12 protein-coding genes are annotated in these 13,212 nt (G+C 72.2%); 7 read left to right on the plus strand and 5 right to left on the minus strand.

All coding sequences use genetic code 11. The features are described 5' to 3' along the window. Nucleotides 1-4: 4 nt before the first annotated feature. A complete protein-coding gene (locus ACIPPS_RS01365; protein WP_401425413.1) occupies nucleotides 5-2,239 on the minus strand; it encodes a HelD family protein in 2,235 nt (744 codons plus the stop codon). A gap of 132 nt (nucleotides 2,240-2,371) precedes the next feature. Between ACIPPS_RS01365 and ACIPPS_RS01370 the strand changes: the two genes are divergently transcribed. After that, nucleotides 2,372-2,989: a DUF6817 domain-containing protein gene (locus ACIPPS_RS01370; protein WP_401425415.1), complete on the plus strand. Its 618-nt coding sequence runs from the start codon at nucleotides 2,372-2,374 to the stop codon at nucleotides 2,987-2,989. A 59-nt stretch (nucleotides 2,990-3,048) separates the two neighbouring features. On the opposite strand, the gene ACIPPS_RS01375 is transcribed toward ACIPPS_RS01370, so the two are convergent. The 3 genes from ACIPPS_RS01375 to ACIPPS_RS01385 form a co-directional block, all read right to left on the minus strand. Beyond that, nucleotides 3,049-3,441, minus strand: a complete 393-nt coding sequence (locus ACIPPS_RS01375; protein ID WP_401425417.1) for a thioredoxin family protein — start codon at nucleotides 3,439-3,441, stop codon at nucleotides 3,049-3,051. A 4-nt stretch (nucleotides 3,442-3,445) separates the two neighbouring features. Then, a complete protein-coding gene (locus ACIPPS_RS01380) occupies nucleotides 3,446-3,838 on the minus strand; it encodes a MerR family transcriptional regulator (RefSeq protein ID WP_361434646.1) in 393 nt (130 codons plus the stop codon). A 69-nt stretch (nucleotides 3,839-3,907) separates the two neighbouring features. Continuing rightward, entirely contained in the window at nucleotides 3,908-4,441 is a 534-nt protein-coding gene (locus ACIPPS_RS01385; RefSeq protein WP_401425420.1) for an Lrp/AsnC family transcriptional regulator, read from the minus strand. A gap of 44 nt (nucleotides 4,442-4,485) precedes the next feature. Here ACIPPS_RS01385 and ACIPPS_RS01390 point away from each other — a divergent pair, with 44 nt between their 5' ends. The 3 genes from ACIPPS_RS01390 to ACIPPS_RS01400 all read left to right on the plus strand — a co-directional run bounded on the left by ACIPPS_RS01390 (nucleotide 4,486) and on the right by ACIPPS_RS01400 (nucleotide 8,062). Then, nucleotides 4,486-5,379 carry an NAD-dependent epimerase/dehydratase family protein gene (locus tag ACIPPS_RS01390; RefSeq protein ID WP_401425422.1) on the plus strand — a complete coding sequence of 298 codons (894 nt, stop codon included), beginning with the start codon at nucleotides 4,486-4,488 and terminating at the stop codon, nucleotides 5,377-5,379. Then, nucleotides 5,379-6,410: an aldo/keto reductase gene (locus tag ACIPPS_RS01395; protein ID WP_401425425.1), complete on the plus strand. Its 1,032-nt coding sequence runs from the start codon at nucleotides 5,379-5,381 to the stop codon at nucleotides 6,408-6,410. The genes ACIPPS_RS01390 and ACIPPS_RS01395 overlap by 1 nt, the downstream gene beginning before the upstream one ends. 194 nt (nucleotides 6,411-6,604) lie before the next feature. Then, a complete protein-coding gene (locus ACIPPS_RS01400; RefSeq protein WP_401425427.1) occupies nucleotides 6,605-8,062 on the plus strand; it encodes a glycoside hydrolase family 16 protein in 1,458 nt (485 codons plus the stop codon). A 337-nt stretch (nucleotides 8,063-8,399) separates the two neighbouring features. Here the strand turns inward: ACIPPS_RS01400 and ACIPPS_RS01405 are convergent, their stop codons facing one another. After that, nucleotides 8,400-9,773, minus strand: a complete 1,374-nt coding sequence (locus tag ACIPPS_RS01405; RefSeq protein ID WP_401425429.1) for a cation:dicarboxylate symporter family transporter — start codon at nucleotides 9,771-9,773, stop codon at nucleotides 8,400-8,402. A 123-nt stretch (nucleotides 9,774-9,896) separates the two neighbouring features. Between ACIPPS_RS01405 and ACIPPS_RS01410 the strand changes: the two genes are divergently transcribed. The 3 genes from ACIPPS_RS01410 to ACIPPS_RS01420 all read left to right on the plus strand — a co-directional run bounded on the left by ACIPPS_RS01410 (nucleotide 9,897) and on the right by ACIPPS_RS01420 (nucleotide 13,192). Continuing rightward, nucleotides 9,897-11,672, plus strand: coding sequence for an ATP-binding protein (locus ACIPPS_RS01410; RefSeq protein ID WP_401425431.1), 1,776 nt, complete (start codon nucleotides 9,897-9,899; stop codon nucleotides 11,670-11,672). Continuing rightward, nucleotides 11,669-12,367, plus strand: coding sequence for a response regulator (locus ACIPPS_RS01415; RefSeq protein WP_401425433.1), 699 nt, complete (start codon nucleotides 11,669-11,671; stop codon nucleotides 12,365-12,367). Before ACIPPS_RS01410 ends, ACIPPS_RS01415 begins: the two co-directional genes overlap by 4 nt. A gap of 216 nt (nucleotides 12,368-12,583) precedes the next feature. Further along, the gene (locus ACIPPS_RS01420) at nucleotides 12,584-13,192 is read left to right on the plus strand and encodes a helix-turn-helix domain-containing protein (protein WP_401425435.1); all 609 of its coding nucleotides are present in this window, start codon (nucleotides 12,584-12,586) and stop codon (nucleotides 13,190-13,192) included. Nucleotides 13,193-13,212: the final 20 nt, after the last annotated feature.

Below are 13,212 nucleotides of genomic sequence, written 5' to 3' on the forward strand. Positions count from 1 at the left end.
CGGCTCAGGCCTGGCTGATGATGCCCAGTCGCTGAGTGGCCCGGGTCAGTGCCACGTACAGGTCGTTGATCCCGTGCGTGGCGCCGGCCCGGATGCCGTCCGGGTCGACGACCAGGACCGTGTCGAACTCCAGCCCCTTGGCCTGCCGGGGGTCGAGCAGGACCACCGGCCGGGTCAGGTCGGGGGCGTCTCCCCAGGAGGCCTCCGGGAGCGCGGCGGTGAGCGCACCGTGCAGCTCCGGCGGGGCGATCACGGCGAGGCGGCCCTCCTCGCGGGTCTCGGCGGCGACCGCGTCGGCGGCCTCCTTCACCGGGTCGTCGACCGTCCGCCGCCAGGGCTCGACGCCCGTGGAGCGGACCGAGCGGGGCGGCTCGAAGCCCGGGTCGGCCTCGCGCCGGACGTCCGCGGCGACCGCCATGATCTCGGCGGGGGTGCGGTAGTTGACACCGAGCCGTACGAGCTCCCAGCGGTCCTGCACGTACGGCGTGAGGATCTCCTGCCACGCGCCGACGCCCGCCGCGTCGCCGGTCTGCGCCGGGTCGCCGACCAGGGTCATCGAGCGGGTCGGACTGCGCCGCATCAGCAGCCGCCAGGCCATCGCCGACAGCTCCTGCGCCTCGTCGACGATGATGTGGCCGAAGGCCCAGGTGCGGTCGGCGGCGGCGCGTTCGGCGGCGCTGCGGTGGTCGGTCTCCTCGTGCCGCTCGGCGAACCGCTCGGCGTCGATGATGTCGTGCGCGGCGAGGACCTCCGCGGCGTCCTTGTCCTGCTCCTCCTTGTCCTCGAACTCGTAGGTCCGTGAGGCGTACGAGACGTCGAGGACGCCCTGGGCGTACTGGATCCGCTTCTCCCGCTCGGCCTCCTCGGCGGCGCGGGCCGCCGAGTCGTCGACGCCGAGGAGTTCGGCGGCCTCGTCGAGCAGCGGGACGTCGGCGGGGGTCCAGGGGCCGTGCTCGCGCCGGATCGCGGTGGCGTCCGCCTCGTCGGCGAGGTGGGTCGGCCCGGCGAGGTAGTCGGCGAGGAAGGTCTCGGGTGTGAGGGCCGGCCAGAGGGTGTCGACGGCGGCGTGGACGTCGGCGTTGGCGGCGATGCCCTTGGCGAGCAGGGCGATGTCGTCGGGGCCGAGGAAGTTGGGGCCGCCGTAGGGGTCGGCGCCGATCCGGTCGGCGAGCTGCGCGGCCAGCGCGTCGAGGATGTGGAAGACGAAGTAGGGGCGGGCGAGATTGTGCGGCAGGGCCGTCTCGCGGGCCCTGTGGCGGGCCTCCAGGGCCATGTCCCAGTCGATGACGAGGTCGCCGTCGTCGTGCGGGACGACCAGCGGCTCGCCGCGCTCGGGGACCTGCTGCCGGTCGCGTACCGCGTGCGCGAGCGCCTCGGCCATGGCGGCGGCGCCCTTGACGGCGGCGGCGCGCGGGGTGTCCGTACCGGTGGCTCGGACGCCGGGGAAGAGTTCGGCGGGGGTCGCGAGCAGCACGCCGGTCTCGCCCAGCGAGGGCAGGACGTTGCCGATGTAGCCGAGGAAGGCGGGGTTGGGGCCGACGATCAGGACGGCGCGCTTGGCGAGCTGCTCGCGGTGGGCGTAGAGGAGGTACGCGGCGCGGTGCAGGGCCACCGCGGTCTTGCCGGTGCCGGGGCCGCCCTCGACGACGAGGACGCCGCGGTGCGGGGAGCGGATGATGCGGTCCTGCTCGGCCTGGATGGTCTGCACGATGTCGTGCATGCGGCCGGTGCGGGCGGCGTCGAGCGCGGCGAGGAGGACCTCGTCGGCGTCCCGGTTCTCGTGCCCGGTGCGGGTCCGGTCGCCGAGGTCGAGCACCTCGTCGTGCAGGGCGGTGACCGTCCGGCCCTGGGTGGTGATGTGCCGGCGGCGGCTGAGGCCCATCGGCTCGTAGCCGGTGGCGAGGTAGAAGGGCCGCGCGACCTCGGCGCGCCAGTCGACGACGAGCGGCGCGCGGTTCGGGTCGTCCTCGCGGATGCCGATCCGCCCGATGTGGTGGTCGCGCCCGTCCCGGAAGACGAGCCGCCCGAAGCAGAGCCCGGTCTCCCCCGCGTCGAGCGCGGCGAGCACCCCGCTCTGCTCGGCCACCAGGACGTCCCGTTCGAGGCGCCCCTGGTTGCCGACCCAGGGCGCCTTGAGCGCCCGGCCGACGGCGGCCTCGGCCCGGTCCCTCAGGTCGTCGAGTCGTGCGTAGAGCTGTGTGATGAATTGCTGCTCTTTCCGAAATTCCTCGGTTGACAATTCGACTCCCGACGCGATACAGTGCCTTTAGTGAACTTCTCCGTGTCTTTGTCGTGCGTACACACGGAACCTCTGAATATACGCGATGGATAACCCCGACTGTCAATTCTAGTCGGGGTATTTTTGTGTGCCATGGGGAGAGACGAGGCACGCGACCTGCTGATCGCCCGCGGCGCGGGAACGCTGGACCACCCGGGCGGCACACTCCTCGCCCACCTGGACCGCGTCGAGGCCCGGCTGACCGCCTGGGGCGCCCGGGACGAGCTGCGGCTCGCCGGACTGTGCCACGCCTTCTACGGTACGGACGGTTTCGCCGAAAAACTGCTGCCGCTGGAGCGGCGGGCGGAACTGGCGGCGGCGATCGGGGCCGAGGCGGAGGGGCTCGTCCATTTCTACGCGTCCTGCGACCGGGAATTCTCGTACCCCCGCCTGGCGGCACCGGACGGCCTCTTCCGGGACCGTTTCTCCGGGCGGACGTACATGCCGACGACCCGGCAGCGGGCGGACTTCGCCGAACTCACGGCGGCGAACGAACTCGACGTCCTGAACGAGAACCAGGACCTCCGTGCCCGCCACGGCGGCGCGCTGCTGCGGCTCTTCACCCGGTGGCGCGGGCTGCTCACGGAGGACGCCTGGCACGCGGCGCGCGAGGGCCTCGCCCTGAGGGGCCCGGAGCGCGCCGCGTATCTGCGCGGGCTCGCCCGCGGGGACGTCGTCCGCGGTGACGACCTGGACGGGCACGCCCCGTAGGAGGGCGCGCGCTCACGGTCGGGGCCACAGCGTCGACGTGACCAGCCGCCGGACACGACCTAGGCGCGGGCCGGGGGCAGTACGTCCTCCAGTTCCTGAAGGAGGCGGCGCTTCGGGCGGGCGCCTACCAGGGACTTCACCGGCTCGCCGGCGGTGAAGAGCATCAGGGTCGGGGTGGCGAGGACGCCGTAGCGGATCGTCGTCTCCGGGTTGTGGTCCACGTCGATCTGGACGATCTTCAGCCTGCCCCGCTCCTCCTCCGCGACGGCCTGGAGCACCGGCTTCAGCTGGCGGCACGGCCCGCACCAGTCCGCGGTGAACTTCACCAGGACCGGCAGCTCCGCGCCGAGGACCACGGTGTCGAAGTCCTGGTCGCTCACGTCCGCCACGCCCGTCACGTCCGTCACGTCCGCCACGCCCGTCACGTCCGTCACGTCCGTCACATCGGTCATTTCCTCAGCCTCCGAGTTCACATGTGGGTTCCGGGCCGCCGGGCAGCTCCGCCTCGGCCCGCAGCAACTGCGCCGCGACCTGTGCGCGTACCGCCTGGAGCTGGTCGACGAGGGCGTCCAGCTCCGCCAGCTTGCGGCGGTACACGTCGAGGGAGGCGGGACACGCGTCCCCCGCCGGGTGACCGGCCCGCAGGCACTCCACGAACGGCCGGGTCTCCTCCAGTTCGAACCCGAAGTCCTGCAGGGTCCTGATCTGCTGGAGGAGGCGCAGGTCGTCCTCGTCGTACGTGCGGTAGCCGTTCTCCGTGCGCCGGGCGGCCAGGAGACCTCGGGACTCGTAGTAGCGCAGCGTCCGCGTGGTCGTCCCGGCCCGCTCGGCCAGCTCCCCGATTCGCATGTCCTCGAACGTACGCCTTGACGCCGACGTCAAGGCAAGGCGCCTACGTGGCGGCGCTCGCGCCCCGGCTCATGACCCGCCGCCTTCTCCCGGGGGGAGAAGCGCTTTGCGCTCCACCGGGGACGACAGGACGATCGAGGTCGTCGTCCGGCCCAGCGCGGAGGTCTGCTCCAGGATCTCTTCGAGGTGGATGGTGTCCGTCACCGCGACCTTGAGGATCCAGCAGTCCTCGCCGACGACGTGGTGGACCTCCAGGATCTCCGGCCGGGCGGTCAGCTCCAGCGTCCTGGGGTGCTTGAGGGTGTAGCCGCCGTGCGGGCTGACGCGGATGAAGGCCTGGATGCCGTAACCGAGCCGGACCGGGGAGACATGGGCTCCGTAACCGGTGATCGCCCCGCAGGCCTCCAGTCTGCGCACCCGCTCGGTGACGGCCGCCGGGCTCAGCCGGACGCGCCGGCCCAGCTCGCTGAGCTTGATCCGGCCGTCCTCCTGGACGAGCCCCAGAATCTGCCGGTCGATGGCGTCGAAAGCCCCCACCAACGTTTCGTTGGCGGCAGAACGCAGATGCCGTGGTTCCTTCGGCGCAGCGACCGGGACTCCCATGTTTCCCCCTTCAACTGGCGAACGTTCAACGCGACCATGGTCGCATGGACATTCTGATCATCGGCGGAAACCGCTATTTCGGGAAGCGACTGACGACCCGTCTCCTGAATGCCGGCCACACCGTGACCCTGCTCAACCGGGGTTCTTCGGCTACGCCGGAGGGGGCAAGTCGTCTCGTCGCCGACCGGAACGACGAAGCCGCCCTGGAAATCGCGCTGGGTGTCCGGAATTTCGATGTCGTCGTCGACCAGGTCTGCTACACCCCGCGCCAAGCCGCCGTCGCACGGCGGGTTTTCGGCCGCCGCACCCGGCGTTATGTGATGACGTCGACGGTCGAGGTGTACGCGGACGAGGACTCGGCCGCGCCCGTACGCGAGGAGGCGGTCGATCCGCGTACCGTCGCCGTCGATCTCGATCTCCCCTGGGACGAACCGGAGTTCCTCGACGCGCACTACGGAGAGGGAAAGCGGCAGGCGGAGGCGGTCTTCGCGGCCGATCCGCCGTTCCCGTACACGGCGGTGCGGGTCGCCCACGTGCTGGGCGGCGCGGACGACTTCACCGGACGGGTCGAGCACTACGCGGAACGCGTCCGGGCGGGCGTGCCGATCGCCGTACCGGCGGTGAACCACCCGGCCACCTATGTGTACGTGGAGGAGATCGCGGAATTCCTGGCGTGGACGGTGGAGTCCGATTTCACCGGGCCGGTCAACGCGCATTCCCACGGCACGCTCACCACCGCCGAGATATGCGCCGAGATCGAGCGCCGGGTCGGCGGCCGTACCGAATTCCAGGTGGTGGACGCCGGCGAGGTCTCGCCCTTCTCCTTCGCCCGCTCGTACGGAATGGACAATGCGCGCGCCACGGCGCTCGGTTTCTCCTTCCGCCATTCCCGGGACTGGCTGGGCCAGGCCCTTTCCGAGACGCTGGAGGCGCGCTGATGCGGTACCGCATGATCGGGGACGTACGGGTCGGGGCGATCGGGCTCGGCGCCATGCCGCTCTCCATCGAGGGGCACCCGGACGAGGGCCGCGCCCTGGCGACCGTCCACGCGGCGCTCGACGCGGGCGTGACCCTGCTCGACACGGCGGACTCGTACCACCCGCCCGGCGGCGAGCCGGGTGCCGGCGAACTCCTGGTCGCGCGGGCCCTGGCCACGTACGGGGGTCGTGGCCGAGGCCGGGGGACCGACGACGTCCTGGTCGCGACGAAGGGCGGGCGCGGGCGGTCCTCCGACGGCGGCTGGACGGTCGACGGCCGGCCGGAGCACCTGCGGCGGGCGGCGCAGGCGTCGGCGCGACGGCTCGGGGTCGAGGCGATCGGGCTCTACCAGCTCCACAAGCCGGACCCGGCCGTGCCGTACGCGGAATCGCTGGGCGCGCTGGCCGAGCTGCTGGACGCGGGCACGATCCGGCTGGCCGGGATCTCGAACGTGGACGTCGATCAGATCCGGCTCGCCCGGGAGATCCTCGGCGCGCGACTGGTCTCCGTGCAGAACCGTTACTCCCCCGCCGTGCGGACGGCGGAGGCGGAGCTGAGGCTCTGCGCGGAGCTCGGGATCGCGTTCCTGCCGTGGAGCCCGCTGGGTGGGATCTCGCGGAGCTCGCTGGACGGGGTGTCACGGGGCTCGCTGGACGGGGTGTCGCGGAACGGGGCGCCGCAGGGCGGGGTGTCACGGGGCGGGGCTCGGCAGGGTGGGGATCGGCGGGGCGGGGTGTCACGGGGCGGGGCTCGGCAGGGCGGGGTGTCGGATCTGGTCGAGGACCCGGAGTTCGGGGCGTTCCACCGGGTGGCGCGGGCGCGGGGGGTGAGCCCGCAGCGGGTGGCGCTGGCGTGGCTGCTCGCGCGGTCGGAGACGGTGCTGCCGATCCCGGGGGCGAGCCGGGCGGAGACGGTACGGGATTCCGCCGGGGCGACCGAACTGGTGCTGGATACACGGGAGTTGGTCGAACTGGACGCTCGGCGGAGGTGAGGCTGGTCCTCGGCGGGGGCGTTCGGCGGGCGCGTTCGGCCGGCCTTCGACGGCCGCTCGGCAGGCGTTCGGCAGGCGTTCGGTAGTCGTTCGGTAGTCGAAGGCACCGAACCCATTGACGGGGTCGGTGTCTCCATCTACAAAAGCATGCTGAGAGCGCTCTCAGGCGCTCGTCCCCCACGGAGGTGTTCTCCTTGAGCCGCGTCCGACGCACCCCTCTCCTCGCCTCACTCCTCGCCGCCGCCCTCGCCGCCGGCGCCCTCGTCGGCCTGGGCGTGGCCGGCACCGCCAGCGGTGCCGTACCCCCCGCGCCCGGCTGGTCGCTCCAGTGGAGCGACGACTTCAACGGCCCCGACCGCGCCCTCCCGAACGCCGCCGAATGGCAGATCGACACCGGCCACGGCTATCCGGGCGGCCCCGGCAACTGGGGCACCGGAGAGATCCAGAACTACACGTCGAGCCCCGACAACGTGCGCCTCGACGGCACCGGGAACCTCCGCATCACCCCGCTCAAGGACGGTGCGGGGAACTGGACCTCGGGCCGGATCGAGACGAAGCGCGCCGACTTCAAGGCCCCCGCGGGCGGCACGCTGCGCATCGAGGGCCGGATTCAGATGCCGAACGTGACAGGTGCGCAGGCCGCCGGGTACTGGCCCGCCTTCTGGGCCCTCGGCGCGCCCTACCGGGGCAACTACTGGAACTGGCCCGCCATCGGCGAGTTCGACATCATGGAGAACGTCAACGGCCTCAACTCGGTCTGGGGCGTCCTGCACTGCGGCGTGAACCCCGGCGGGCCGTGCGGTGAGACCACCGGCATCGGCGCCAGCCGGGTCTGCCCGGGCGCGAGCTGCCAGTCCGCCTTCCACACGTACCGCTTCGAGTGGGACCGCTCGACCTCCCCCAACGAGCTGCGCTGGTACGTGGACGACCAGCTCTTCCACAGCGTGAACGAGACCCGCGTGGGCGCTCAGGCCTGGGCCGACATGACCAGCCACGCGGGCTACTTCCTGCTGCTCAACGTGGCGATGGGCGGCGCCTTCCCGGACGCCCTGGGCGGCCCGACCCCGACCGCCGCGACGGTGTCCGGCCGGCCGATGCTCGTCGACTACGTGGCGGTGTGGACCAAGGGCGGCGGCACGACCCCGCCGACGACTCCGCCGCCGACCACTCCCCCGCCCTCGGGCTCCTCGCAGCTGTACCTGCGGACGGGCGCCGGCGCCGGTGACGCCCAGGCGGCCGCCTCGACGGCGACCCTGGCCTCGGCCGGCGGCGGTAACCACGACGGCGCCCCGGCCAACCCGCAGGTCTTCACCTCGGGTCCGATCACGCGCACGTACAACGGCGGCGCGACACAGTTCGACCTCTTCGTGGACGCGGGATCGGTCATCGCCAACGGGCAGCAGGTGCGGGTGAGTTACGACCGGACCGGCGACGGGAGCTGGGAGCGCGTGGAGACGTACACGTACTTCGCGACCGATCCGGTACCGGGCTACGAGCACTACACGCAGGCACGCGGCCTGAAGTCGGCGACCGGCAGCCACGGCAACCTGTCGAACGGGCGGGTCCGCGTCGAGGTGTGGAACGCGATCGGCAACGGGCCGAGCACGGTCGGCGTGGGGAACCAGTCGGTGGTCCGGATCCCGTTCTCGTGATCCTGGATCCATGATCTCGGATCCGATATCCAATATCCCGGATCCGGATCCGGATCCGGATCCGTCAGTGACGCAGAAAGGGGCGCCCCCGGCCGCGCGTGCGGCCGGGGGCGGCCCCGTACCCCGGAGCCCGGATCCGGCTCAAGGCCCGGGAGCCGGGGCGGTCTTCGGATTTGACAGCTTGGATCCAATATCCATGATCCGGGATCCAATATCCGGTTCCAAGGCCCTGGATCCGGATATTGGATCCGAGATATCGGATCCACACGACCATGGATCCGGGATCATGGATCACGGACCATGGATCCGATATCCAACAGCCGGTCTCCGACGCGGCTCAGACGCTCGCGCCGGCCTTCTTCTCGTCGTCGTCCGACCGCTGGTCCGGCACGGGCGAGTCCTCGTCGGACTCGGGCAGCGGTCCGTGGTCGTCGACCAGGGTCTTCTCGTCGAAGGGCACCCGCCCGGCGAGCACCTCGGCGACCCGCTCCTTGTCGATCTCCTTGGTCCACGTGCCGACGAGGACGGTGGCGACGGCGTTGCCCGCGAAGTTCGTCAGGGCGCGGGCCTCGCTCATGAAGCGGTCGATGCCGACGATCAGGCCGACGCCGTCGACCAGTTCCGGCCGGTGCGACTGGAGGCCGCCCGCGAGGGTCGCCAGGCCGGCGCCGGTGACACCGGCGGCGCCCTTCGACGCGATGATCATGAAGACGAGGAGCGAGATCTGCTCGCCGACCGAGAGCGGGTTGCCCATGGCCTCGGCGACGAACAGGGAGGCCATCGTCAGGTAGATGGCGGTGCCGTCCAGGTTGAAGGAGTAGCCCGTGGGGACGGTGATGCCGACGACGGGCTTGCTGACGCCCATGTGCTCCATCTTCGCGATCAGCCGGGGCAGCGCGGACTCGGAGGACGAGGTGGAGAGGATCAGCAGGAACTCACGCCCCAGGTACTTCAGCAGCGCCAGGATGTTGACGCCCGCGACCAGCCGCAGCAGCGCGCCGAGCACCACGAAGACGAACAGGGCGCAGGTCACGTAGAAGCCGATCATGATGACCGCGAGCGACTTCAGGGCGTCGACTCCGGTCGCGCCGACGACCGCGGCCATGGCGCCGAACGCGCCGACCGGGGCGGCCCACATGATCATGGCGAGGATGCGGAAGACCAGCCGCTGGATGTGCCCGATCCCGCGCAGCACGGGCTCCCCCGCCCGCCCCATCGCCTGGAGCGCGAAGCCCGCGAGGAGGGCGACGAGCAGGGTCTGGAGGACTTCGCCCTCGGTGAAGGCGGAGACCAGCGTCTTGGGGATGATCCCGAGCAGGAAGTCCACCGTGGACTCGCTCGTCCCCTCCGCCTGCTGGGCGCCCGCCGCCGCGACCTCCTTCGTCAGGTGGAGGCTGGAGCCGGGCTCCAGGATGTTGCCGACGACCAGGCCGATGGCCAGGGCGACGGTCGACATCACGAGGAAGTACCCGAGCGCGAGCCCGCCGACGGCTCCGACCTTCGCCGCCTTGCGGACCGAACCGACGCCGAGCACGATCGTGCAGAAGATGATCGGCGAGATCATCATCTTGATCAGGTTGACGAAGCCGGTGCCCAGCGGCTTGAGCTCGACGGCGAAGTCCGGCGCCACGAAGCCGACCGTGACGCCGAGGATCACGGCTCCGATGACGGCGATGTACAGATAATGGGTGCGGTCCCGCTGTGCGGCCACGGGGTCCTCCTCGTGCTGATGGGTGTCCACGTCCCGGTGGATCCCCGCGACTATCCATCAGCCTGTGACCCGGGTCACGGTTACGTTCGTTTCGTTCACGACCGAACTGTCACACTGGCCCGCATGCGCATACCCGCCCCCCGGCCCCGCAGCCTCGCCGGCCAGCTCTTCGCGATGCAGGTCGTGCTGGTGGCGGCGATCGTGGCCGGGTGCGCGGTCTTCGCGTACCTCACCGACCGCGCGCAGGCCGAGGAGACCGCGCGCCGCCAGTCCACCGCGACCGCGACGGCCGTGGCGGCCTCCCCGTCCGTGCCCCGGGCGCTGCGCTCCCCGGACCCGACGGCGGTGCTCCAGCCGTACGCCGAGTCGGTACGGAAGCGGACCGGCGTCGCCTTCGTGGTGATCATGTCCCCGGACGGCACGCGCTGGTCGCATCCGGAGCCGGGCGAGATCGGGCGGACGTACCAGGGCCACACGGAGCAGGCGCTCCAGGGGCGGACCTTCTCCGAGACGCACAGGGGCGTGCTCGGGCGCTCGGTCCGTACGGTGGCGCCGGTGTACGAGGGCGGCCGGGTGGTCGCGCTCGTCAGCGCGGGCATCACCATCGAGAAGATCAGCGAGCAGGTACGGGAGCAGGTCACGGCCCTGCTGGGCATGGCGGGGGCGGCGCTCGCGCTCGGCGGAGCCGGTACGTACGTCATCAACGCGCGGCTGCGGCGGCACACGCACGGGATGAACGCGACCGAGCTGAGCCGGATGCACGACTACCACGAGGCCGCGCTGCACGCGGTGAGCGAGGGCCTGGTGATGCTGGACGGGCAGCGGCGGATCGCGCTGATCAACGACGGCGCGCGGGAGCTGCTGGGTCTGGACGCGGAGGTCGTGGGCCGGTCGGCGGCCGACCTCGGCCTGCCCGTCTCGCTGACCAGCGCGCTGCTCGCCTCGGAGCCCCGGGTGGACGAGCTGCATCTGACGGCGGAGCGGGTGCTCGTGGTGAACACCCGGCCGGTGGTCGGCGGGGAGCGCCGGGGAGCGGTGGTGACGCTCCGGGACCGTACCGAACTCCAGGCGTTGACAGGTGAGTTGACCTCCGAGCGGGGGTTCACGCAGGCGCTCCGCTCGCAGGCGCACGAGGCGGCGAACCGGCTGCACACGGTCGTCTCGCTGATCGAGCTGGGCCGGGTGGAGGAGGCGGTCGGCTTCGCCACGGCGGAGCTGGAGCTGGCCCAGGCGCTCACCGACCGGGTCGTGGACGCGGTCGGCGAGCCCGTTCTGGCGGCGCTGCTCCTCGGCAAGGCGGCGCAGGCCAACGAGCGGGGTGTGGAGCTGGTCCTGACCGAGGACAGCCGCATCGACGACGGTCTGCTGCCGCCGGAGATCCCGTCGCGCGACCTCGTGACGATCCTCGGCAACCTGATCGACAACGCGGTGGACGCGGCGAGCGGCACCCCGCACGCGCGCGTGGCGGTCACCGCCCGGACGTGCGACGGCGAGCTCCTCCTGCGGGTCTCGGACACCGGGCCCGGGATCGAGGCGGGCGACCGGGACGCGGTCTTCGACCGGGGCTGGTCCACCCGCGGCCCGGCCCGCGGCCTCGGCCTGGCCCTGGTCCGCCAGGCGGCCACCCGCGCCTCCGGCACGGTGACCCTGACGGACACCCCGGAGGGCGGCGCGGACTTCACCGTACGGCTGCCCCTGACACCTCCTGCCGACCCGGGGACCCCGTCGACCGACGCCGCGATCCCGTCGACCGACGCCGCGATCCCGTCGAGCGACGCCGCGATCCCACCGGCCGGACCCGCCGCCCCTGGTACCGAGCACGGCGCCGGGCCCCCCGCGCCCCGCCCCGCCCCCGCAGCCGAGCCCGCCCCCTCCCCCGCCCCGGAGGTCTCCCGATGAGCCAGAGCCAGAGTCAGGGCATCCGGGTGCTGGTCGTCGAGGACGACCCCGTCGCCGCCGACGCGCACGCCCTCTACGCCGGGCGCGTGTCCGGGTTCACCGTGGTCGGGATGGCGCACTCGCGGGCCGCCGCCGTACGGGTGCTCGACCGGACGCCCGTCGACCTCATCCTGCTCGACCTCTACCTCCCCGACGGCCACGGCCTCCAGCTGCTCCGCTCCCTGCGGGCCGGCGGGCACGCGGCCGACGTCATCGCGGTGACCTCGGCCCGCGATCTCGCGATCGTGCGCGAGGGGGTGTCCCTCGGGGTCGTCCAGTACGTGCTGAAGCCGTTCACGTTCGCGACGCTGCGTGACCGACTCTCCCGGTACGCGGAGTTCCGCGCCGCCGCCGGCGAGGCGTCCGGTCAGGACGAGGTGGACCGGGCCCTGGCCGCGCTGCGCGCCCCGCAGCCCGCCTCGCCCCCCAAGGGTCTGAGCGCGCCGACCCTGGAGGCGGTCACCCGTACCCTCAGGGATGCCCCCGACGGGATGACCGCGACCGAGGCCGCCACGGCCGTCGGCATCTCCCGGATCACCGCGCGCCGCTACCTGGAGCACCTGGTCACGGACGGCCGCGCCGCGCGGGCTCCGCAGTACGGTCAGGTCGGCCGGCCGGAGCTCCAGTACCGCTGGATCACGACGATCGTCCGCTGACCGGACGGCGCCGTCCGGTCACCGACCGATGAAAGATCATTACGGATGGTTACCGTCGGGTTCCCACGTTTCTACGACTTCTGGCCTTGGGTGAACACACCGTAGCCAATCGTCACGATACGCACCTACGGTGTCGGCGTGCACCACACCCCTCCCTCACCTCCTCCCCCTCCCTTCAACGCGCTCGCCGCACGCCGGCTCCGTGAGGGTCTCGGCATGGCCCCGGGTCATGTCGCCTATGGTCTCCGCGCGCAGTACGGACTCGCCGTCGCCCCCGAGACCGTCGTCGCCTGGGAGCGTGGACGCCTCACCCCGTCCACCCAGGAACTCACCGCGCTCGCGGGTGTCCTGTGGTGCGCCCCCGGCGAGCTGATCGCCGACGCCACCACCCTGCGCGAGCACCGGATCGCCCGGGGGATCTCGGCCGACGAGCTCGCCCGGCGGGTGAGCATCGACACCCCCGGCTATCTGCGGATGGAGGAGTCGGGCCGCTGGCGCGGCAACGAACGCCAGACCGCCGCCCTCGCCGAGGCCCTCGGCCTCGGCCCCCGGGAGCTCCTCCAGGTGACCGGCCGGGCCGACGAGCTGGCGGCGCTGCTGCGGGACGCCGCCACGACGCGCTGGCAGGCGTACGTCCGGCCCGTCGTGAAGCTGTTGCCCCTGCCCAAGCGCGTCCTTGAGCCCGCGCTCCAGCGGTTGCACACCGACTACCACGCCAAGATGGCGGCCACGAGCAGCTGGGGAGCCTCGGGCGGCAGCGGCGACGCGGGCCGCGAGTACCTGGACGGGATCGTCGCCCACTTCTGGGACGCCGTCGGCCCCTAGGGGCCCGGCCCGCCGCCCTC

The organism is Streptomyces sp. NPDC090127 (assembly GCF_044746945.1).
Taxonomy (GTDB): Bacteria; Actinomycetota; Actinomycetes; order Streptomycetales; family Streptomycetaceae; genus Streptomyces.